Source organism: Parachlamydia sp. AcF125 (genome assembly GCF_018342475.1).
Taxonomy (GTDB): Bacteria; Chlamydiota; Chlamydiia; order Chlamydiales; family Parachlamydiaceae; genus Parachlamydia.
This window is the reverse complement of record NZ_JAEMUD010000005.1, coordinates 21,158-43,781: the sequence shown is the minus strand read 5'-3', so window position 1 is coordinate 43,781 and position 22,624 is coordinate 21,158. Positions and strand designations below refer to the sequence as shown.

At 38.5% G+C, this 22,624-nt stretch carries 15 protein-coding genes; 10 read left to right on the top strand and 5 right to left on the bottom strand.

What is annotated here, in order from left to right; all coding sequences use genetic code 11:
* Positions 1–2: 2 nt before the first annotated feature.
* Genes PARA125_RS08970 through PARA125_RS08955 form a run of 4 tightly spaced genes read left to right on the top strand, consistent with a single transcriptional unit; the run spans position 3 to position 2,429 of the window.
* Positions 3–602, top strand: a complete 600-nt coding sequence (locus tag PARA125_RS08970) for a DNA-3-methyladenine glycosylase (RefSeq protein WP_213158552.1) — start codon at positions 3–5, stop codon at positions 600–602.
* 19 nt (positions 603–621) lie between these two features.
* On the top strand, positions 622–1,272 hold the full coding sequence (locus PARA125_RS08965; protein ID WP_213158551.1) for a DUF502 domain-containing protein: 651 nt from the start codon (positions 622–624) through the stop codon (positions 1,270–1,272).
* The gene (locus PARA125_RS08960) at positions 1,272–1,964 is read left to right on the top strand and encodes a DUF502 domain-containing protein (RefSeq protein WP_213158550.1); all 693 of its coding nucleotides are present in this window, start codon (positions 1,272–1,274) and stop codon (positions 1,962–1,964) included. The genes PARA125_RS08965 and PARA125_RS08960 overlap by 1 nt, the downstream gene beginning before the upstream one ends.
* A gap of 3 nt (positions 1,965–1,967) precedes the next feature.
* Positions 1,968–2,429 (top strand): DNA polymerase III subunit chi, encoded by a 462-nt coding sequence (locus PARA125_RS08955; protein ID WP_213158549.1) that lies wholly within the window; start codon positions 1,968–1,970, stop codon positions 2,427–2,429.
* 12 nt (positions 2,430–2,441) lie between these two features.
* On the opposite strand, the gene PARA125_RS08950 is transcribed toward PARA125_RS08955, so the two are convergent.
* From PARA125_RS08950 to PARA125_RS08935, 4 genes are all read right to left on the bottom strand, one after another.
* Positions 2,442–3,341, bottom strand: coding sequence for a hypothetical protein (locus tag PARA125_RS08950; protein WP_213158548.1), 900 nt, complete (start codon positions 3,339–3,341; stop codon positions 2,442–2,444).
* Between the two features lie 106 nt (positions 3,342–3,447).
* Positions 3,448–5,181: a hypothetical protein gene (locus PARA125_RS08945; RefSeq protein ID WP_213158547.1), complete on the bottom strand. Its 1,734-nt coding sequence runs from the start codon at positions 5,179–5,181 to the stop codon at positions 3,448–3,450.
* Between the two features lie 182 nt (positions 5,182–5,363).
* Complete coding sequence (locus PARA125_RS08940; RefSeq protein ID WP_213158546.1) at positions 5,364–6,845, bottom strand: hypothetical protein; 1,482 nt, start codon at positions 6,843–6,845, stop codon at positions 5,364–5,366.
* Positions 6,846–7,132: 287 nt separating this feature from the next.
* On the bottom strand, positions 7,133–7,918 hold the full coding sequence (locus PARA125_RS08935; RefSeq protein WP_213158545.1) for a class I SAM-dependent methyltransferase: 786 nt from the start codon (positions 7,916–7,918) through the stop codon (positions 7,133–7,135).
* A gap of 236 nt (positions 7,919–8,154) precedes the next feature.
* Between PARA125_RS08935 and rpsO the strand changes: the two genes are divergently transcribed.
* The 6 genes from rpsO to PARA125_RS08905 all read left to right on the top strand — a co-directional run bounded on the left by rpsO (position 8,155) and on the right by PARA125_RS08905 (position 19,385).
* A complete protein-coding gene (rpsO, locus tag PARA125_RS08930) occupies positions 8,155–8,424 on the top strand; it encodes a 30S ribosomal protein S15 (protein ID WP_006339906.1) in 270 nt (89 codons plus the stop codon).
* A gap of 295 nt (positions 8,425–8,719) precedes the next feature.
* A complete protein-coding gene (gene pnp, locus PARA125_RS08925; protein WP_213158665.1) occupies positions 8,720–10,822 on the top strand; it encodes a polyribonucleotide nucleotidyltransferase in 2,103 nt (700 codons plus the stop codon).
* Between the two features lie 144 nt (positions 10,823–10,966).
* The gene (locus PARA125_RS08920; protein WP_213158544.1) at positions 10,967–13,555 is read left to right on the top strand and encodes a hypothetical protein; all 2,589 of its coding nucleotides are present in this window, start codon (positions 10,967–10,969) and stop codon (positions 13,553–13,555) included.
* Positions 13,556–13,726: 171 nt separating this feature from the next.
* The gene (locus PARA125_RS08915) at positions 13,727–16,174 is read left to right on the top strand and encodes a hypothetical protein (protein WP_213158543.1); all 2,448 of its coding nucleotides are present in this window, start codon (positions 13,727–13,729) and stop codon (positions 16,172–16,174) included.
* Positions 16,175–16,807: 633 nt separating this feature from the next.
* Positions 16,808–18,661 carry a hypothetical protein gene (locus tag PARA125_RS08910; RefSeq protein WP_213158542.1) on the top strand — a complete coding sequence of 618 codons (1,854 nt, stop codon included), beginning with the start codon at positions 16,808–16,810 and terminating at the stop codon, positions 18,659–18,661.
* A 550-nt stretch (positions 18,662–19,211) separates the two neighbouring features.
* Entirely contained in the window at positions 19,212–19,385 is a 174-nt protein-coding gene (locus PARA125_RS08905; protein WP_213158541.1) for a hypothetical protein, read from the top strand.
* 42 nt (positions 19,386–19,427) lie between these two features.
* Here the strand turns inward: PARA125_RS08905 and PARA125_RS08900 are convergent, their stop codons facing one another.
* Positions 19,428–22,520, bottom strand: a complete 3,093-nt coding sequence (locus PARA125_RS08900; RefSeq protein ID WP_213158540.1) for a hypothetical protein — start codon at positions 22,518–22,520, stop codon at positions 19,428–19,430.
* Positions 22,521–22,624: the final 104 nt, after the last annotated feature.

Sequence of the window (22,624 nt, the reverse complement as noted above, 5' to 3'; positions counted from 1 at the left end):
CAATGCAATTAACCCTCGATTATTTTCAACAAGAAGATGTTTTAAAACTTGGGCAGGATTTGCTTGGGAAGTACTTAATGACCCATATGGACGGCCTGTTAACCGGTGGACAGATTGTGGAAGTAGAGGTTTATCGAGGCCCTGAAGATCGAGCTTCCCATGCCTGGAATAATCGTCGCACAAAAAGAAATGCGGTCATGTATGAAGAAGGAGGTGCCTGCTATGTGTATTGGTGTTACGGCATTCATGCCCTGTTTAATATTGTCGCCCATAAAAAAGAAGTTCCTCATGCCATACTCATTCGAGCAATTCAACCTGAAATTGGAGTGGAAACTATGCTAGAAAGAAGAAAATCTTCTCGCTTATCTCGAGCAACGGCTGGTGGGCCAGGCGCTTTAACTCAAGCCCTTGGGATTACAGTCAAGCATAATGGGCTTCTCCTAACCGGACCTTTCATCTGGGTAGAGGATAGAGGGGTTACAGTCCCTCTAAAAGAGATTGTATGCTCCCCAAGAGTGGGGATTGATTATGCAGGTGAAGATGCTCTTTTACCTTGGAGATACCGCATTAAAGACAACCTTTGGACTTCTCCTGCTAAATAAACCACATAAGGGATTTGCAATGAAAAAATCGTTTATCACAGGACTTGTGATTCTTCTCCCATTGGCTACAACACTTTTCGTTGTCAATTTTGCCTTTAACTTTTTAACCGGTCCATTTGCAGGCGTTCTTTACCCTCTTTTTAATTATTATAACCTTTTTAATGAAGGATTTTTGTTTTTAACTGCTGAGCGCACCCGGCAATATGTCAGCCAACTTCTCGTTCTTTTATTCCTTTTTTCTTTTACCTTGGCTTTAGGAGCAATCGCTCGTTGGTTTTTTGTGCATTATTTAATTCAAGTTTGGGATCTTATTCTTTATCGCATCCCTATTGTAAGAACGATATACAAAACGTGCCAAGATGTCATTAAAACAATTTTTACGAGCGAGAGCAAATCGTTTAAACAAGTCGTCATGGTGCCCTTTCCAAACCCTGAATCCTTTGCTTTAGGCTTAGTCACAAAGGAAGACTTACCAGGCATGGGGCCCCACCAAAATCCACTTGTAGCAGTCTTTATTCCCACAACGCCCAACCCCACTTCTGGCTTTCTCCTCATGCTGAAAAAAGAAGATTTAGTATATCTTGATATGAAAGTTGAAGATGCTTTTAAATACATTATTTCTTGTGGGGTGATTCAAACACCTTTTACAGCGATATCAAGGGACTCGTGATGATTAAGAAATATTTCCTCACCGGTTTGGCCATTCTTTTACCTATCTTTGTCACCTTATTTTTGGTTGCATTCACTTTTAATCTTTTGTCAAAACCTCTGCAAGGCATTATGTTTAGCTTGCTAAATTACTATGGTTTGACAGAAAAAATCTCCGCTTTTCAATCGGACCAAATTTTGACCATTGTAAGTAAAACATTGAGTTTTTTAATTTTGATGGCCACTATTCTCCTCGCAGGTATTGCTGCACGCCTATTTTTTATGCGCACGATTTTGCGTTTTGGCGATTATATTATCCGTAGCATTCCAATAGTAAATAAAGTTTACAAAGCTTCACAAGAGGTAGTCAAAACTCTCTTTGGGTCAAAAACCAACAATTTTTCCCAAGTGGTACTAGTCCCTTTTCCTCATGCTAGAGCTTTAAGCATTGGTTTTTTGACAAATGAAAACTCTTCGATTAGTTCGGCGGAGAGAATTGAAGACCGGGTTTCTGTATTTGTACCAGGAACGCCTAACCCAACAATTGGTTTTATGCTAACTTTTAAAAAATCTGAAATACAATTTATTGAAATGACCGTTGAGGAAGCTTTAAAGTTTATCGTCTCTTTTGGGGTGGCTGTCGAACCAAAGTTTTCCTCTATTTTCTTAACCCATAATATTCAAACGAACAACTCTTCTTCCTCTCTTATTTAAAAAATGAAAGAAAAAAATTATCCTCTTGTTGATTTTTTCTCCGTAAATAACGCGCGCGAAAAGCTAACTTCAATTTGTCAAATAGTTCAACACCATTTTCTTAAAAAGAAACGGCTCTTGATTGCAGCTCCAAATGAAGAGGCAGCTCAGTATCTGAATGGATTGCTTTGGAAATATCCTGAAGAGAGTTTTGTTCCTCATATCTGGACAGAGTCTCCAACGGAAGAATGTGTAGCTATTACGTGTTCACAAGACAATGTCAATCGGGCATCTATCTTGCTTCACCTTGGCCCTTCCGTGCATGTGAAATGGGGATTATTTCAACAAATTTATGAACTATTCGATCAGACGGATCAAGAGAAACAAAAAGCCTCAGAAGCTCGCAAAGCCTATTATATTGAAGTAGGCTGCCAAGTTAACTTTAAACAGTCTGATTTTTTTTCCACACGGTTTTATGAAGCATAAATAGCCCGAGAATTACTTCTCAGAAAGGAGCAACGCAAGCGATTTTTCTGGCTCCCTCCCGGAAATTTTTGCGTTTTGCTTTTCGATTTTCATTTCTAAAAAGTCGCAATCTTCTTTCAACATTTTGATTTCGACAGCTAAATCTTTTATTTTCCTGTCTCGGGAATTGTTCTTTTCAAGCTTTCTTTCAACTTTTGCAAGCCTAAGCTTTAACTTTTCTTTGGCTTCTTCGATTTCATCATAATTGAAAGAGTCATAATTTAAATTTAATAAATGAAAAGCATCCCTCATTTGATTTTTGTCATATTTTTTTTCACAATAAAACCACCCCACTTGTACGGGAGCGGCAATATAGGCATCCATTTCATTAATGACAGAAATTAAGCCCTCTTTTTCCTGTAAACACTTCTCTTTATACACCAAATCGTGCGACTGAGCTGCCTGCTTGGATGCCATTGAAGTTTCTTTTTTAGCAATTAATTTTTTCTTTAGGGAAAATCTATCTTCCAAAATTTTCAAGTGCCATTTTGCTTGTTCAATTTCCTCTTGAAGCAATTTTTCATTCAGCTGGGCCTCTTCCTCGGAGTTTACCGCACCCCTATCCTCAACTTCAGTGGAGGGGTGAGCTCGCTCAAAGTATGCATTATAGGCAGTAAAAACCTGAGAGATAACTTCTTTAAATCTTTCTTTATAGCCTGGTTTAAATTGCATTTTACATTTTTCCAGGAAGCGCAAAAAGCAAATCCAAATCTTGGCCACAAGCCCTTTCTGCCCTTCCGCTGGAAAATGAAAATACACGCTGCGCCCTCTGTAGGCTTGCTTAACAGCGTTGTCGAGGAAATAATATTGGTGATACTTCTGCGTCTCTAAACATTTTTTAACTTCGTCTGGAGGAGGTAGACTAAAATCCATATGCGTCCTGAAATTAATACCAAACCAAATAAGTAGAGGTCTTATTGTGTGTGTGTTTGCTTAAAAATATTGTACAAGAAATAATAAAAATATCAACCTTTTTTAATTATTTTAAACTTAACATTTTAACAAATTTATCTGTAACCTCAGTTGTGAGGGGAAGCTTCTCCAAATTTATAAGGTCCATTAGCTCCTTTAAATCCTGGTTAGCAAACCTCATCGACCAGCTTGTTATTTGTGTTTTTAAAGGAGAATCTTCAGGCCTTTCTAAGAAAATTTGCATTAAAGGAGAGCTTAAGGAATCGACAAAAGTGGTGACATGCGCTGCATACTCATTTGTACCTTTTAAAACAGAAAACTGATTAATAGAAGCTTTAAATTTTCTTTCCATTGCATAAAAAGCAGCATATGCGGTAATCCTTACAGCCCCTTTCCCTATGCCAGTCATTTTCTCAGCAGACTTTAGCATTTTCAGCGCGCCCTCTAAGGAGCCTTCCTCTAATAAATAATGACTCACCATAATCAAGATGTCGAAAAAATGAGCAAAAATGATAACCCTGTTTGCCTCGTCTAATCGAGGTTCGTTTGTTTCAGAATTTTGGCCGAACACAAAGTGAATAAGTTGCACGTTATTTTTTATTTTATCCTCAGAAGGAATTAGGAGCAAAGAATTAACAAATCCTGCAATCGCCCCGCTGATTTTCAGGCCATTTTCCGAATCTTTTAAAGCTTCAGACAAGACAAAAAAAAGAATCGCACTTTTTTGACGGACAATTTCCACCTCTTTACTACCAGACAATTCTAATTTAGCCGTCTTTACTGCTCTTTTTAGAGGTCTTTGTTGTTCCTCATAATGAACCTCCCACTCCTTTTCGCCTACGTGTCCTTTAACGAAGGTTCGCATCACGATCAAAACCATCTCTAAATACCGCTCTCCTAAATTTTGCTTAATTCCTTCTTGCTGCTCTGGATTAAGTACCTCCTTATCGACTGAAGGGGCAGTCTCTAAAATAGCAGGTTCAAAAATTTTTGCCTCGAGTTGTGCTTCTATCTCTTGAATATTCGCTTGTACTCCTGTTAATTGGTTTTTCAACGCTGTCAAATGCTCTTCAAAACTGGCCAGTTCCTTTTGTTTTAAAGCGTGCTCTTTTTCTTGTTGGATCATTTGCTCCTTACAATCCGCTATTTCTTTTTTCACCTGCTCTATCTGTTTAAGCACTTCATCCAGCTGTCCTTGAATTCTTAAAATTTCCTCATCTATTTTTTTAAAATTAAAGTTAGGGTCTAGCCCTTCAATCTCGAGCTGGCTAGGGTTTTTATACCATAGAGAGAAAAAAAAAGATCCGGGAGCTTCTTTAAATTCATGGGCAGCTTTCAGAATTTTTTGTAACTTTTCATTTTGTAGGAGGAAAAGCTGTAATTCCCCTTCGGTTTGAGGGATGCGTTGGGCAGAAGGTTGGCTGGATGTGCCCATTTGGTTTAATAAACCACTTCTTGTTTGCTGGGTTTGTTCGATTTCTTTCTCAATGTCTGCTTGAACCTTTCTTAGGTGGCTCAATCTGCCTTTCAGCTCAACGTTACTTTCTTTTTCTGTAACTAGGGGGGTATGAGGAGCTCGATCGTCGACTTTAAATTTTTTTTGGGTATGAAGCGTATAAGCTTCATCGATCCGAGCAATCGCTGTAGTAAATTGAGTTTTATATTTTTTATTAAAAATCAATTTGAGCTTTTGCCAAACTTTATGGAATATAATCGCTATCCTTTTTGAAACCGAGCCGATAGAGGGATCGAGTTGATCAAAATCTGAGGAAATAACAATTTCTTTTTCAGGTGTTTTCATAACCCCTTTAAGAAGTGACTTTCTTGTCGGATATTTAAAATATTCCCCGCTTATATAGCTTTGAAAGATGACCCCTTGATTTCCCACTAAAGCACCCCACTAAACTTAAGTGAATAAATTCAACTATTTTAACAGAAAATCAGTGAAAATTCAATTAAAACTACAACATAAATAACTACCAATTAATTTGATCTCAAGCGCAATTTAATTAATACTTGCTCACTTAGTTGCGGTAAAAGCTGCAAACCATACATACTTAACACCCTTATCCAAGCCATTATAATCCGAATCCACAATATAACTCGAATTAACCAAATAGCGCTTTTTTCCCCCATTTTCATTGCGATAACAACCCCTTGCTTCATTAACGCTAAGACCTGTTTTTTAGCTTTTTGGAAAGCTTGCCTTCCCTTTTCTTTAAAAGATTTCATAAACTGGTACATCTTTTGAAGAGCAGTAATGACCCTCTGCTTTAAAGATAAACTTTTAATGACTAGCAATCGTAGTGCTTTGTATGAATGGTTGATTAATTGGCGACCGAGCTCTTTTCCCCTAGAGAGCCTTGACCCAAGCGCGGGAGGTAAGAATTTAAGAAAAGTATGAGCCATTTGAGACCCGATTTGATAAGCCGGAGATAGTGGCATCTTGACCCACTGAAATCCTGCCTTGCTTGCATCTATAAAACGAGCTAGACCTTCGACCGCCTTAACTTTGAGGTTATAACCGAAGCCTTTTGCTTTTAACCATGACGCAATTAACATAGGTTTTGTCCACTCAGCTAGCTGATTGGTGAATTGTTGATAAAGATAAGTCAGTTGAATTTGGGTAGAATGGATTTTTTTGGTAGCAGCTTCAGTATAAGGGCGAATCGCCTCTTTCCATTTTTGCACGATTTTTTCAGCTTTTGCTTTGGTATTGGCATTTTCTCGTTTAAGAATTTTAAAAGCTTCTTTTCCTTTCCCCGCAGCCCATATTTTTATAGATTTAAAAAAAGAATGAAGAGAGGGAGAGTAAAGGATAGCCCCCATTTTTTTTGCAGCGGCTTTTGGCAATTTTAAGAAAGACGACACATCTGTAAGCTTACTTTTAAGCTTTTGTTGCTGAGATGAAAAAAAGCCTAAGAAAGTTTGATTGATGCTTTTTACCCTAGCATAGCTTTTTCCTAGCATCCTCAAAAAAGGCTCTAGCCCTTGCTTAATTATACGCTCTCCATTTTTTTTCACTTTTTGAAGGCGATGACGTATATACTCGAGCACTTGGGTGTATTTTCGCGATAATAGCTGAAGGGGGAAGATAAACTTTACTCTCATTAAAGTTGCCAATTGAAGAAGAAGTTCGCCCCCTTTATTCCAATTTGCTAGGAAAATTTCCACCATTCTTGGGGTTAATTCTTTAGCAAGCCATTTTGGTATTTCATATAAAAAAAAATAAGGAGGAAAAATAATCACGCTAAAAAAGAGTTTGCTAGTAGACACAAGAACGAGCACTAAAAGCGGCTTATTTTCACTTTTGAATTGCTCGTCAACTTGTTTTTGAACTTCTTGTTGAGCACTACTCTCTATGGTGTCTTTTGGAACCCTAGGCATTTTCGCTGAGGATACATAGGGACTATAAAGATGAGAAGGGGGTTCACATTTTCCCAAGCTATCTAAATTACCCGGCATACTAAAACTCCTTCCGCAAAAGTTTTTAAATAATTATTTTACTACATATCCTCTTTTCACTCAAGGCATAACTTAAAAGCTTTTTTACAAAAAGTTAGCTTTTAAACACTTCCTCTAAAAGCCCCTTTTTTCTCCCTTCTATAGCCGTCTAGAATATCCCAGAAGGGCTAGAACCTTCGTTATTATTATTCAATAAAACTAACTTCCGTTATTAACATTAAAACAAGCTAAAAAACCTCTAATTATACCACTATCAGCAAAATAACCTATCGCTTATTTTTATTCCTCTATCTTTTACTAGCAATCAAAGTAAGAAAAAGAGGAAATTCATCTCGACTTCTATTTTCCATTTTTGCCCTTTTTCCTTCGCTTACCTTATCCGAACACCACTCTTCTAAAAATTCGATAACAAATCCTGCTTCATGCAACCACCGCGTATAAGAAGAAAGAGGATGATGAAAAGACCACGTTGTTGAGGAGTTGTGGCCTTCACTTGGATGGGCTTGGATAGGAATTTTTTGAGCAGATGCATAAGAGTCTAAGCGTCGGTACTGCAATTTTTTGCTTTCATCAATTCCCCAAGAGGATTGGCGTGGAATGCGAAAACAAGGGTGATTCATGACAATCACAAACAGCCCTTTTTCAGCTAAAGCCGCGGAAACATGGTGAAATACTAAGTCCGCCCTCTCAAAATTTTGGACGGCTAAGATTAAAGTAGCATGCGAAAACAACCTTTTGCCAAGTTGATACGGCTTAGCAGCATCCCTCACTAAATATTCATGCTGAGGATTGCGATCTAATTGCTTGGCAGCTTTAATAAAAGAGGGAGCGATATCCATTCCTACATACGCTACCTTTTCAGGCAAATGGCGGGCCAAAATTCCTTGGCCACAAGCCACGTCTAAAACAGAGGAATTTTCGTTTAGATTGAGAAGATTCAGTAACTTTGGTAAAATAACAGATTGATGATAATAATGTCCCTCTTTGCCCACTGCTTGGTGATACCATTTGCTTACTGGTTCCCAAGATGTAGAAATTTGTTTTGAGCGGGACTTGGTTGGCTTTGATGGCATAAGACTCCCCTAGCGTTAGCAAAGTCAAAAAATGAAGCAATGAGATTATCGATTCCAGAGTTTTTTGTCGACAGATTGGGAAGAACGGAATAAAGCTTGTAGATTTGTTCCGTCTTAGCATAGAATTTTTGCCCTTGATTTATAAACAAGGCCCAAATATAATAGCCTTTTAATGCAAAGTAAATGATGTTGAAAATAGTAGCCTTTTTCGGCTTTAACAATGGGAGATCTGCTAAATGTCTCTAGACCAAGGTACAAAAGAAGAAATTACAAAAAAGTTCCAACTTCACGAAAAGGATACAGGATCAGCGGATGTTCAAATCGCAATTCTAACCGAAAGAATTACCGAATTGACTGAACATCTGAAAAGAAATCCAAAAGATCACGGGTCGCGTTTGGCTCTTCTTAAGCTTGTAGGCCAAAGAAGGCGTTTACTGGATTATCTAAACTCAACTGATACTGTGCGGTATCAAAATTTAATTACAAAATTAAAATTGAGAAGATAATAGCGGTTTAAGGCAGCATTAGCTGCCTTTATCATTTAAAATAGGGAGGGAATAGAAATCAGAAATCGATCTTCAACAAGCTTTTGAGGTTTGTTTTCTGAATTCTATGAATAATAAATTCCCTTTCCACAATTCCAGCTCCTTGACTAGGAGTCATGGATCTAATCAATCAGCCAGCTTAAAGTGGTTAGCCCCATTTTGACGCATAGCCTTCTTTTAGGACTTCATCCTCATCCTCATCGTTCAAAAGCACAAGAACATGCGGAGATTATAACATTTAGGAGATTAGATGAATATGGAACGACGTACCACACGAGTTAAAGTTGGAGAACAAGAAATTGTTTTCGAAACCGGAAAAATTGCACGTCAAGCAAATGGAGCTGTTTTGGTCCGCTCTGGAGAGACCATCTTATTTAATACAGCTTGTGCTGATTACAACCTAACTCCTGGTGAAGATTTTCTCCCCTTAAGAGTTGACTATCAAGAAAAATTCTCTTCAGCCGGAAAGACGGTGAGTGGATTCATTAAACGAGAAGGGCGCCCCTCTGAGAAAGAAACCTTGGTCTCAAGACTGATTGACCGCCCTCTTCGCCCCATGTTCCAAAACGGCTATTACAATGAAACCCAAGTGCTTTCTTACGTTTGGTCCTATGATGGGGTTAACGCTCCTGAACCCTTAGCAATTTGTGGAGCCTCAGCTGCCCTGGTGATCTCAGATATTCCTCTCATTAAACCCGTAGGTGCAGTGCGAGTGGGCTTAATCGGCGGTAAATTTGTCGTCAACCCCACTGTTGAGCATCAAAAGAAATCCAAACTCGATCTTATTCTTGCTGGAACAGAAGATGCTGTTTTAATGATTGAAGGGTATTGTGATTTCTTAACAGAGGAACAAATTTTAGAAGCTATCGAAATAGGACATCAGGGAATCAAAGCCATTTGCGAAACGCTCCTTGCCTGGCAAAAAGAAATAGGTAAACCTAAAACATTAAATACTTTGCGCCCCCTTCCACAAGAGGTGTTCCAAGCTGTAGAAGAAATTGCAAAACCTCTATTAGACCAAGCTTTGCGCATTAAAGAAAAACAAAAAAGAGAAGAGGCTTTAGGGGCTATAAAAACAACAGTTGAGCAAAAGCTCTTGCCTGAAAATGAGGAGCCTCTTTTCCCAGCTAAAGACGTAACGGCAGCGTTAAAAGAAGTTTCTTCCAAGTATATGCGCCAAATGATTTTAAATGAGAATCTGCGCAGTGATGGAAGGACCTCCGTCGACATTCGCCCCATCGATATTGAACAAGGTCTCCTTCCTCGCGCACACGGAAGCTCCCTTTTCACCCGCGGCGAAACACAAAGCTTATCCGTCTGCACATTGGGAGGCGAAAGTATGGCCCAGCGGTTTGAAGATTTAGATGGAGAAGGTAGTCGCACTTTCTATCTCCAATATTTCTTTCCCCCTTTTTCAGTGGGAGAAGTGGGACGCATTGGCTCTCCAGGGCGAAGAGAAGTTGGCCATGGTAAATTAGCTGAACGTGCTTTACAAGCAATCTTGCCAGCCAAAGAAGCTTTCCCCTACACGATCCGGCTTGAATCTAATATTACAGAATCCAATGGGTCTTCTTCCATGGCAACAGTTTGCGGCGGATGCCTAGCCATGATGGAAGCCGGCGTTCCAGTTAAACGCCCTGTTGCCGGGATTGCGATGGGGCTCATCCTGGAAAATGAACGATTTATCATCCTATCCGACATTTTGGGGATCGAAGACGCTCTTGGCGATATGGATTTCAAAATTACGGGGGATGCAGAAGGGATTACCGCCTTTCAAATGGATATTAAAGTGGAGGGGATCACGCCAGCTATTATGAAGGCCGCGTTAGACCAGGCAAAAAAAGGGCGTATTCATATCCTTCAAAAAATGTTGGAAGTATGTCCAACCCATAAAAAAGAGATGTCCATTTATGCCCCACGCATTGAAACCATGCAAATCAAACCAAGCAAAATTGCGACAGTGATCGGGCCTGGCGGGAAACAAATTCGCGCTATTATCGAAGCAAGTGGGGTGGAGATTGATATTAATGATGATGGCCTCATCAGTATTGCCTCCTCAAATCTGGAAGGAATTGAAAAAGCTAAAGCGATAATTGTCGGTTTAACTTCCGAGGTTGAAATCGGAAAAGTTTACACGGGTAAAGTCGCCAACATTGCCCCCTTCGGCATCTTTGTGGAGATTCTTCCTGGAAAAGAAGGGCTTTGCCATATTTCGGAGTTTGACAATGTCCGAATCAATAACTTGAATGACTATGTCAAAATAGGCGATATGATTACTGTTAAAGTCCTCGAAATTAATGAGAGAGGCCAACTGAAACTAAGTCGAAAAGCCACCTTAGTAGTTAGCGGGGCCAATTAAACTCAGCCAAAAGTAAAATTGTAGTAGTCCAAAATCCACATTTTTTGGAAGGATAAAAAATAAGAAAGCACCCATAATGGGTGCTTTTTCTTTATCTTTTCTTAACGAGCTTACTGCATAATAACTGCACACCAAGGATCATATATGGGATTAAAGCCGCCTCGCATTCCTTCTTCAACGCTTGCAGTGTCAACTGCACCGCCGGCAAACAGCAGTAAATCGCGCAGTAAGCTTATGAAGATTGCCTTGGCAATTTTAAAGTTTCCTCTTCGCCTCATTCAGGCGGTTTGCTTTTGGAAAAAAAGATCGGTCAAATTATCCACAAAACAACAAGAAACCCTTAAAAATATACGGGAAAACCCAGCCTACCTGCTTACAAAACAGGTAAGGCCTATTCCCACCTCAGGCGCTCTTCAAGAAGACATCGCCTTAGAAAAGCTTCAGGATTTTACTAAAAGATTTTGTGTCCATTTTGCCAGGAGCCTCTTTGAGGCAAAATTAAAAGCCCCGCTTGAAAGCATCAACCCGAATGAGGAAGCCATTGCCAACCTGAATGATTGGATCCAATTTTTCCTAGGGCATACGATTGAAGCAATGATCCAAGCTATTTACACTCTCAATGAATCGCCCAATATTGCCGAAGATCTTAAAAAAGTCACCAACCTGAATGATACAATGAAGGCCCTTTTCTCCTGGTTATGCCAGGATCAGGACCGAAAAAAATTGCGAAAAGAAATTGAGGAGAAACTCCCCAACAAAATTAACGATTTAGCCCGCTTGAGCAATACCCAAGTTCCTCAAGTTAGTATGTGGCACTTTACGCCTGCAGAGAAAGTTTTAGGTTGGGTTTTCGAGTCCGATCATAGCAATTCTTCCACATTTTTTACGGAACTCGAGCTATCAAAATATGGAGAAAATGATTTAGTTTTTAAAGCCATCTTACAACTTCTCATTGAAAACAATATTACACATCTTCAAACCACTATTCAAAATGCCTTGCAAGATAAATTGGTGGATGTCGCCCAAAAGCTTTTTGAAAATTCTGCGGAAAAAATTGGAGAGACCCTTGGCAAGTGTTTAACCGCTCGCATAGGGAAGTTAGACTATTCTAGAACTTTTGACTCCCTTGTAAAAATTTTCTCCCAGCACATCGAAGCTTATATAAATGCGGAAAAAAGGCTAGACACTCTTTTCAAAAAAGCTAAAAAAGTAAAGTCGCTAAAAGCCTCAACACCGGAAGAAGAAGCTTTAAAGAGAAAATTAGCAAACATTGCGCGCGCAATCTCAAATAATGGAGAGAAGGCTGCAAAAAAACAGATGATGGCTTTTAGCTTTGCTGAAGAAGAAAAGTGCCATCCAACCATTCAAAAGATGCTGATCATTCCTGAAGAATCAGAAGCTTTTCGAGCAAATATCGCTGAGTTGGAAGAAAACGACTTATATACCAAGATTTCCGCTGAAATATTTAAGCTTCTTTTACCTTCTTCCACTCTTCAAAAAGGCGGGGAAAAAACAGGCCTAGAGCAAATCTGGGATGTATTGATTGATAAGAAAAACTTGCCAGAAGAACTGGAAGCTTTAGTGAGCAAATTCAAAGATACGTCGGATAAACTTTTGCCTGGCTTAGAGCAAACCTGGGATTCTCTTCTCACCAAAGCAGACGTCCAGAAAGAATTGGGAGACTTAGTAGATGCCTCTTTACCGCCAGAAGTGGGAGATTTTCAAAAAATCAAGCAAAGCCTCTTTTTAGGTGTAAAAAAATTCAGCTTAAGTCTAGCGGAAGAGATCCTTAACCAAAATATTTCTACAGGAGTCCGAAAAATAGTTGAGCTCCTTTCCGATCCCGCTTTAGTAGAAGAGCTACTTGGCTCTCAAATTCTCCCTGCGCTTTCTAATCAACTTTTATTAGCAAACATTCGTCAAACCATCTTCACGTCTACACATCTTAAGAAAATAGCCGGCCTTTTCTTGTATTTACGAGCTAGTAAGACTTTAAAGGATAGTGATGCTATTAAGCAGGACATACGAAGGGCCATTTTAGAGATTAGCAAAAAATCCTTTAATAATTTTCGCCTTGAAAAAATGGATAAAGAAGAGTTTGCCCATATCGTAGCTTCCTTAATTAAGGAGATCGAAATCCTTCTTGAGCTCACCATTCGACCTACAGCCTCTTTAAGAGAAGTCATTGCTGTTATGCAAGAATACAATAAGGGGGTCCAAGTCGATAAAAATGCAACATACGGCAAGCTTTTTATGCACGCCTGCTTTGGACTTAGCTCTCTTAAAATTTTTGGCGGGGAAAAATTTTTAAGCCGTTTCAAAGGAAAAATTAGCCAACAAATTAGCGACGCAGCTTATGCTGTAAGCCATTCGTACGTTAGGCCCCTCTATACGGCTTTATTATCTGCCCAAGGAGCATATGGAAAGGAAAAACAAGTTCAAGAACTCTTTTTTGGTGAAAAAGCTTCTTTGAGCCCAGCCAAACGAAAAGAAAAACTGCGAAGAGAAATTAACAAAACAGCATGCCTTGCCCACGATCTGTTGCGCCAAAGCCTGAAAAACAACGTGGGTTTTGCTGCTTTAATTTTTATGCCTTCACGCAAGGCCATTAATCAAGTAGTGACAGACACGGTACAAAAACTCTTCTTAACAAACCCAGCTATTAATAAAAGCCTTTTATTCCATATTCAAAAAAAGACAGCGAAGGCCTTAAAAGGTGGGGAATATGAGTAAAAAAAGAGTTTTTTTGTCCTCTTATGTAAGGTCTAAAGGAAGCCCTTTTAAAATGCTATTACCAAATGAGCTATTTTTTTATATTAAACTTACTCATTCATAGAAAAAAGAAATGATTTCTCAAATTAAACATTCATTTTTTTACACACGTATACTTAAAAGGACATCGTGATGAATATCCATTTTCCTCCCACACTTCCCCCCCACTTTCCTTCAGCTCCGCCAGCCACAAAAAAATCTACCTGGAGTAAAATAGCCGATTTTTTTATTAACTTTTTTAGATACTTTTTTCCTTCAAAAAAGCTGACTGAGCAAGAAGCTAAGCTGGTTAAGCAAACCGCATTTTTATTCGAAGGGAAGAAATTCATCTCCCCCACTTCCCCTTCTCTGCGGCAGGAAAAAAAAACCTCTTATCGCTTTTCTTTTCCAGCTTCTATTCAAGATAATAACGAAGTCACCCCTTCTGCAAACTATGATTCTTCTCTTGTAGCCATGCGAGAATTTTTCAGCCATTTTCCCATGCATATTGCCGATTGCTACTACGATAAATATGCAAAAAATTCTGTAGAAAAAATGAGTGAAAAAGCAGCTAAACTGCAAGAATATCTTAGGGCGGGCGCAAAAATTATCGTTCAATTAGGAAATAAAACCTCTAAAATTTTCATAGATTTAGAAGCAAACACTGCGCGTATTCAAGAGATGGTCGCCAAGAATCGCTCTGAGATTGACTCTTCCTTAGAGCAGATGTTTAAGTGGCTTACCGAAGGAGAAACCCAAGAAACCATTTTAAATGCTTTTCTGACGCATTCAGATAAACTTTCAATTCCCCTAAATAAAAATCTACAAAATGATTACCTCTCTCCCCTTCTAGCTTGGATTTTTAGTCCGACCCATCCAAACCCTCTCACTAAAGCAACTCGAGAAAATGATAAAAAAACTTTCGACACTATTCTCCAAGAAATCGTTTTGATTTTATTAGAAAAAAAAGTCGACTCTTTTGTCGCCCTTATGCATGACACCCTGGGTGAAAATAAACTTCCCCAACTTATACAAACTTCGCTTTCGCAAGTAGTCAAAAAGGTTTCTGACATTTGCAGCGATAGGTTTGCCAATCTTATTCATCATCTCAATGAAATCAAAAAGGACAAGCCTCAAGAGATTGACACCACCTATTATATTGCAGCTTATGACGATATTTTCAAGCAGCTGGAATCCCATGTCGATGCTTTGACACGCCTTTCTGCAGATCCTGCATCTTTTGAGGAAAATTTTGCTGAGGAGGAGAAAGTTTGCCATCCAGCTGTTAAAAATATGATTTTAAATAAAAAACAAAGGGCGATTAGCCATGTCCTTTTAAACGAGAAGAAGGCCTATTTCCATTTCGCTGGGCGCCTCCTTGATTTAATCTGCCCTCCTCAAGTGGTGTATGATTTTGAAGGATATCTTATAAAAAGAGATGGGATCGTCGATCTTTTTTACCAGGCATTGCCAGCCGTCTCACCCGAATTTAAACTCCTCATTCAAAAAGGAGCGCATGTTTTTCAACAAATCATGCCTCAAGAAGCTTTAAAACATATGGAAAAGGCCAAAAGGCCTATAATTGCCAGCGTGGAAAGGGTAATTTTAAACTTTGCCAAAAGAGTTATACAAGAAAAAATCGCTGAGCTCCTAAAAGATACTGTGAATCGCCTTGCTACTCCTGAGCATCGCACAGCGCTTATGGCCGAACATGTTCTCCCTCAAATTAATCGCGTTCTACTTACCCAATATATTTACTCCTTCTTTTCATCGACTGCTAACTTGCCATCAATTGCAAAAGCCCTAGAAAAAACAAAGGGAAGCGAAAATCCACAAGCTGAATTGAAACCATTACTTTCGGAATTATTTGGAAATTCGACCGAAGAGGAAAGAACCCGTTTACAAGATAAGTTTCAGATTGGGACTACCCAATTTGATGAAATCTACGAAGAGTTTATCGCTGATATTCAACTAACATGGAAGAAAAATCCCAATCAGTCAGCCGAAGCATGCTTGAAAAAATACTTCGAATTTTCTGACGTTCCACCAAAAGATATCTATGGAGAGCTTATCGTTAAGCTTGTGGTCAAGATGGGTAAATTGGGGTTTCTTGGCGAATGGGGAGGAGAAACAATCGCACGTCTATTTATCCACAAAATCAATCAAGCCACAACCGTCGCTCTCCATAATTTTAGCTCTTCTCATCAGAAAGTGCTTTCAACGATCATCCAAGCTAGCCAAAAAGCCTATGGTAATAAATCGCAAGTAGATGAATTGCTTTTTTCCCCAGCCTCTCCCCTCTTGGTTGAAGAAAACAAACAAAAGTTAAATATCCAATTTGCACTGTCAGCTTTCCTCACCTACAAACTTTGTTATATTAATGCAAAGTTAAAAATGGAAGAATTTAACGCTAAAATGGGAGAATTTGGCGCTAATCAGACTACTCCTAGTAAGAAAACCATTAAAGGCGCAATTAAAAAAATCTATGAAGAGCTCTTTAAGAGTGAATTAGCCACAAAAAGCTTGATCTTTAAGGTTTTTGAAATTGTTCTCAAAGCCCTTACAGACGCGGCAAAAAACATTCAAGATGAAAAGAAATAGCAAAAAAAGCAAAATCTTCAGCTTCATAAAGAGAAGAAAAGGCAGAGGAAATAAAAAAAGCTAGGAGTAGCAAAAAAAGAGAGCAATTCTTTTCTACTTTTTTTGATGAAACGGCAAAAAGCCCCTTTTGAAGATCGCTTAGCCTTTGCCTTCCCTTCTTATATAGATGCCTTAGCTAATCGGGCTTTATAGGACAGGTGAAGGGTAGAATCATCCTCTGCTCCTCTCCCAATCCGAGTAGAGGTGCATGCCAGCGTCGGATCCAGGCAAAAACTTTGGCGTTAGTCGAAGCCTTTTTTCTAAGGCCCAATTTGCTTTATCGGCTTTAATTCTTTCAGCATACACAACCGGCGCAAACAAACGCTCTTTTTTCTCTCGCTGAGATTAAGGGACTTAAAGGCTGAGAACACTTTTTTTCCTCTTAGCAAGCAGCAATCAATCGGATTAGCTTTCCTTTCAAAATTGAACTTAGAAAAAGGCTTTTTTCCTTCCCTCCTCTCCCCTCTCTTATTTTTTTAACTTTTCTTTTGAATTCCTTGAGATCTATTTTCAATTCGTATAGAAAATAAATCACATTCAACACGCAAGTCTCTAAATGCTGCCTGTAAAAATGAATAAAACACGAGGTAAAGAATGCAAGGTGCAGGGAATCCCACTGATTTTATAGATAGTGAATCTATGAACAATTTAATACAACTCACTTCTGTTTCTCCATCTGGTAACTGCAGTGGCAGAAAAGTAGTGAATTGGCAAAACATGCAAGGAGTCTTGATTGCCACTACCTCCTTGGCAACATTGGCTTTTAAAATTTACAATCTTGTTCAAGGAAAATTTTATGTTGATGAACTGGATGTCGGGGCTAATATAGCTTTGGGATTTCAAGCCAGGCTTCTTTTGCCTCACCTTGCTTCAGAGAAAAATTTAAAATCGATCATGAATTTCATGCAAAGATATTCCTTAGAAATGGTGATGGCTTTAACTCAATTTTACTTAAATGCGCCGAGCTCTATTCCACTGGTAGCATTAAATCAAAGCATTTTAACATTTTTTAATACTTTGTTAGGCTTATTGACAACGGATAGCCTTATTACAGCTTTCACCCTTAAAAAAGGGGATCTTGAATACAGCTATCTCCATTCAAGCAAACCTCTTCCCCTCCTGTCTGGAGAAGCTCAAAAGGGGAAACATTTTTTTATTTATTCAGCTTGGAAAGCTGCTGCATGCGTGGCTTTCCTCATCCCAAAAGATAAATACCATTTATGCCAAGCAAGTGGAATTTTCTTTGGTTCAAACTTTTTAGGGGGACTATTTTCTTTTCTCTCGAGAAAGTTTAGAATAAAAGCCCTAAAGCCAGTTCAAAATGCCCCCACTCAAGACCCTTCTTTGGCCGTGCGAGTATTAAATAATTTAGCTGTTTTCAATCAAGTTACCCATCCTATTGTGATTGCTTTTTTAAATGTTATTTTGCCTAAGGTATTTCCAGCCTACAATGTGGATATTGGCATCGCAGGCTTCCTTTATGGGATGAACAGCCAAGAACAAAAATACCATTTCCAACAAAGCTTCCTGAGCCAATCCGCAGAGGAATCTAGGTTAACGCCTGAAACAAGCGATCTTTTATGGCCAGGAGAAAGGTCGTATAGTGGCCATGAGTATGTCTTAGTTCCAGCAAACGAAGAAAGTGCAGGAATAATGAGTATTAGAGATAAAAAATTTTCTAATATCTATTCAGGAGACGATTCAGATGATAATGAAGAAACAGGTCAGCCCACTCATCGTTTAATCGAAGGGACCGTGTTACCCATAAACGGAGAAGAAGAAGCAAATGAAAAAATTCTTGCCTTGCCTCGTACTGCCTTTTCAAGCACCCGAAGTGCTCGTCAAAGCATGCAATCAACGGCAGCTAAAGTTCAAAATTATGCCAAATCAAGGTGGAAAGAGCTTAGTTTAATGGGGGCATTTGTGGCTGTCACCCTAGGTTTTACCATTTGGGGAGCCACATCCGATGATGCAACCAGCAGAGATCTCATTTCAGGAGCATGTATTGTTGGAGGGATGTTTTTAGCCTATATCTATGCTCTTACCGTCTCTTCTAAGTTTGATCCTCAAAATGCTTCCCCTCCAAGGAAAAATGTATCTAATCAATCCTGCATAGCAAAATCTTATCACAATTTTTTGGAAGCTATAAAAAATACCACTTTTTTTAAAACCATCATCGATCCCTACGGATTTGTGTTTGCCTTTCTTTTATTAAATTCGCTCGGCATTAGATTTGATGATGCAGATTTTAAAAACTCGGAAACATTAGAATATATCATGCAAAACTTAGCCTTAGGGGCTTATGGCGCCAACTGGGGATTACACCGAGCTAAAGCAGATCGCCTTAATCGTCCCGATCGATCGATGACGCCTGTTATGGTGCTTAATATTTTAGTCACAGTCGCCTATCTTCAAGCAACGGGTTACTACAACCAGCAGCCTAGTTAAAAAGCTTCCGACTTCGGCTCCTCCTTTGTAGGGCCGAAGTCCGGAAATAAAAGACGCTTCAGGTTACAAAAAGCCCCAGATCTACTAGATTGCCTAGAAGAAGGCTGCTAGATAAGCAATGCGGGCAAAATTCTTGTAAAGTGCATGGTCAATCATTTATAAACTTAGGTCTGCTTCTATTCTTTTTCATATTTGTTAAAAAGATAGGGGAGCCTTTCTTAAAGATCTCCAGTTTTAAATTATTCAGGGTAAGTCGCGCATATATCCTTCTTAGTAGCAGCCTTCTCTTTATACCTTCCTATGCGAAAAGACCTAATCGTCTGCGAAGGAGATAAACTGCTATCATAAGCTTTTTCTTAGCTTCTTTCTTTTGTCTAATAAAATTTAGCATTAATTTTTCTTCACACCAACTTTCACTTTTAATGAAATTGAAATAAAACAATTTAGTTAAATTAAAGAAAGTTTTAAATAATTTGAAATTAAAATAGCTTCCATGTTAAAAAAATAAATGTAGCCTTTTTTAATTATACATCAAGTAAAGGAGAATCTCATGAAAACTCTTATCATGCGTTTTTTGACATTATTTGTTGTTATCACTGGATTTGGTGTAACTATTCCAGGCTCTGCATTTGCTATCCATTTCGGACCAATACCTGGCGCTGATATAAAAAATGAGCCTTTCAGCGAACAAGTAGAAATTGAGGGAGAACACCCTGAAGAATAAATATAAAGTCCTCTGTAATGACAAGTTACAGAGGACACATTCTTAGGAAATTAGAGACTGATAAAATTTCCACTTTAATTTTAATATTTGCCAGTACAAAAGATCAAGTGATGGTAAATTGGGGTAAATCACTTTGAAACTTACTCCTCCACTCAGGCAGGTAAAAACAAGTTCGTGACAGCTTTCTTCTATCTTATTTGGGCTTCCGTCCAAAGTTTGTAAGGCAAATAAAGTGTCTTTAATGCCCAATTCTTCTTCCTCTCCACACTCTTCCACTTCCTCTCCATTAAGGCAGCGGGACTCTAGGGCCTGGCTTTCCTTGTAATCAGGGCGTATGGCGGCCAAAAATCGATAGCCTATATCGACAAATAAACGCTCTCCCACATTGATTTCTAAACCCTTTTCCCAAAAGAAACTTTCTCCTTTCTTTATTGCTTCTAAAAGGCTTTCCATCTTCACCTGATAATCTTTTTTGCAAATATAATATTTAGGATCGCCGCCTAAATCTACAGGCACAAGAGAGAGATACTCAGAATTGGTAAAGGTAGACCCCTCTAAAGCAATTTTATGCACTTTTCCTAAAGAAGCCTGTTCAGGAAAAGAAATCTTGAGCATTTTTTCTCGAACACCATATTTGAGTTGGTAATAAAAATTATAAATTAAATGGCCTATTTCTTCTTTATCTTCCGCCTGGTAACTTTCCCAAAGGGAGCTTAAAATCGAATGATTAGACAATGCTAAAAGGTTTTCAAACAGATGAAATTCTTGTGGGGCGTCTCCCGACTCCAGTTCTATTTCTCTGCCTTTATCCTGGTTCTTAGGCGTTTCAATTCTTTGCCAAGTCCCTTCTTCCCTCAGACATTCAGGCTCTTCCATTTTAAGGGATTCAAATTCATCGCATAAATAAGTAGAAAACACCCTTAAAATTTGATTAAGGGCATGATCTTGACTTAACCTGGTTTTAGGAATAAATAGGGTCGCTTCTAGATTAAAAGATTGAGGGGTAAGGATAGAAGGGAAAAAAATAAGGGACATTTGAAAGTATTTATTTCCCTCCTGGGCTTTCCACCCCGAATTTACCCATAAAGCACTTTGCGAAGGTTCTAACATCCGGAGAACTTGGCAATTGCCTTTTGCCCACTTAGCTAAATCTTTAAAAATAGGCCCTTTTTGCTCATTAAGAGCCAAAAAAATAAAAGGGTATAAATCCTTTGCAGAGATATGAGGATAAAGGGCAAACCGCAAACATTCAGAAAGCAACCTATTCGCCTCTGGTTTTTTGTCAACATAAGGACAGTCGGGGATGATTGCCTGAATTGTAGTATCAATAAGAGTGGTAATTTGAGGGGAAATAAAAAAGAATTTTTTGGTCGCAAGGAGGATATCCCGAATTTGGAATTTTGTTTCTGTTAACTTTTTTTTCAATTCTTTAATTTCTCTAATTTCTTTTTTGCTCAAATAGTGCCAATTTAAAATATTATAAACAACATCGGCAGGCAATGGGAAGCCGCAAAATTCTTTAAGGTCTTGGATAATTTTTGCGCAAAACATTAAATCGACAGCTTGATAACCAGCAAAATTAGCTTCTAGGTTTTGTATAATCAGCCCTTTCCTAAAGCATGCTACAAAGATCTTCATTTTAGCTCTTTGGGTCTTTGAGAAAGCATACCCTTTTAAAGTTTCGAGAATGATTTTTAAAGATTCTACGAGGGTTTGTGAATGATTCACTGGATTTGAAACCCTTTTACCAGCAGCTAGCTTAGAAAAGGGATTGAGCCAAGACGTTTCAAAACTTGTGAAAGAATTGCGCAACGGTTTTCCCTCATAAGGCTGCGCAACCTGCAAGTACAAAAATTCATACAGCTTCCTTTTTTCCTCTAAGCTCATTTTCCAAATACCCATCAAGATTGCCTTTCGATCATTTGGCGAATATTCTGGACAAATCTGAATGGTGTGCATCGTCAACAAGCACACAAGAAGCAGTTCGTAAAATTTTTTTTTGTTTTCAGAAAGGGAGTACTTTTTTTCTTGAGCGGGTTGATAGTTATAAGTTAAATGTTTGATTTTCTTAAATTGATTTTTTAGCACGTTTTTGAAAAGTTCATAATCCAAACCACCCGGGTTTTGTTTGGGAATATTTTGGTACTCTTTAACCGTATCGGTAAAAAAATAAACAAAAGTGTGCCTTTTTTTTTCTGTTTGGATTTCTTTTAAAAAAATATCATATATTTTGACCGGAGCCAAGGATCCAAGGTCCCCACATAAATACCTGAAAAAGTCTCGCAAAGTTGCATCTTGAATATAATTTTTAAAAGAAAGTTCCGGCGGAATTTTACAGCTGCCAAACTCAATGACAAACTCTTTTTTTGTGCTAAAAGGGAGAATTTTTGCCTCCCTTGGTAAGAAGCAAGAGAGATGATAAGTTTCCATAAAAGAGGTGACTGGGGGAAGTATGCCAGAGATTTTACCTCCCCATTCTTCATGTTGCGCCCACCTCATGATATGCGTTTTCCAACTCCCTTTTTCTATAGGAAAAGGTAAGCATTTTATTTCACATAATTCTCGATCTAAAGCCTCTTTTAGCTTACCCCCTACAATATAGGCAGAAGGCCCAAAAAGTTTATAAATCCATTGCACCTTGGCAACATAATTTTTTTTTAATTCTTTGGCATACTCATAAGGCGTGGAGATATCCTCCAGCGGTTTGATTTTATACAACCTGAGACACTTTGCTTCTTCAAAAGGAAAAGGCTGATATAAAAGATATTGGCACATGATTCTCAATACCGCCGCAGTGGTATGAAGGCAAGCTTCAGGTCCATAAGCGGAGCGATTTCCTAAAAATGTCCGCTTTGCAGCATTCAAATTCTCTCCCCTAGAAAGAGGTTTAAAATAATTTTGAAAAACACCCTCAAATTCTTTTTCTGTTTCTTTATAGGCATTTTCCATTAATTTTTTATTTAAAACACTATCAACCTCAGAAATATTTATTTTCCCATAAATTCTCAAGAGGTCTACTCCGTTTTTATTTTTAATGTCGGATAGCGCTACGCGAAAATTTCTTTTTTTTATCTCCTTATAGAGTTCAGCCGCGAGTGGCGACACAGTAGGCGGTTGAGGTTCAAGCACCCCCATATAATCCTCCAAAAAAATGATTCAGGTTAAGATAAAAAAGTAACAGACAAATTTTTGTTTGTCCATGTTGCTCTCTAGTGTATGTAGAAATTATTTGATAGAAA

Excerpts from the sequence above, each read along its gene's own strand:
- pnp (WP_213158665.1), top strand. The coding sequence starts at position 8,720 with ATGGAACGACGTACCACACGAGTTAAAGTTGGAGAACAAGAAATTGTT.
- PARA125_RS08955 (WP_213158549.1), top strand. The coding sequence starts at position 1,968 with ATGAAAGAAAAAAATTATCCTCTTGTTGATTTTTTCTCCGTAAATAAC.
- PARA125_RS08905 (WP_213158541.1), top strand. The coding sequence starts at position 19,212 with ATGAAAACTCTTATCATGCGTTTTTTGACATTATTTGTTGTTATCACT.
- PARA125_RS08910 (WP_213158542.1), top strand. The coding sequence starts at position 16,808 with ATGCAAGGTGCAGGGAATCCCACTGATTTTATAGATAGTGAATCTATG.
- PARA125_RS08950 (WP_213158548.1), bottom strand. The coding sequence starts at position 3,341 with ATGGATTTTAGTCTACCTCCTCCAGACGAAGTTAAAAAATGTTTAGAG.
- PARA125_RS08915 (WP_213158543.1), top strand. The coding sequence starts at position 13,727 with ATGAATATCCATTTTCCTCCCACACTTCCCCCCCACTTTCCTTCAGCT.
- PARA125_RS08965 (WP_213158551.1), top strand. The coding sequence starts at position 622 with ATGAAAAAATCGTTTATCACAGGACTTGTGATTCTTCTCCCATTGGCT.
- PARA125_RS08945 (WP_213158547.1), bottom strand. The coding sequence starts at position 5,181 with ATGAAAACACCTGAAAAAGAAATTGTTATTTCCTCAGATTTTGATCAA.
- PARA125_RS08900 (WP_213158540.1), bottom strand. The coding sequence starts at position 22,520 with ATGGGGGTGCTTGAACCTCAACCGCCTACTGTGTCGCCACTCGCGGCT.
- rpsO (WP_006339906.1), top strand. The coding sequence starts at position 8,155 with ATGTCTCTAGACCAAGGTACAAAAGAAGAAATTACAAAAAAGTTCCAA.
- PARA125_RS08970 (WP_213158552.1), top strand. The coding sequence starts at position 3 with ATGCAATTAACCCTCGATTATTTTCAACAAGAAGATGTTTTAAAACTT.
- PARA125_RS08960 (WP_213158550.1), top strand. The coding sequence starts at position 1,272 with ATGATTAAGAAATATTTCCTCACCGGTTTGGCCATTCTTTTACCTATC.
- PARA125_RS08935 (WP_213158545.1), bottom strand. The coding sequence starts at position 7,918 with ATGCCATCAAAGCCAACCAAGTCCCGCTCAAAACAAATTTCTACATCT.
- PARA125_RS08940 (WP_213158546.1), bottom strand. The coding sequence starts at position 6,845 with ATGCCGGGTAATTTAGATAGCTTGGGAAAATGTGAACCCCCTTCTCAT.
- PARA125_RS08920 (WP_213158544.1), top strand. The coding sequence starts at position 10,967 with ATGGGATTAAAGCCGCCTCGCATTCCTTCTTCAACGCTTGCAGTGTCA.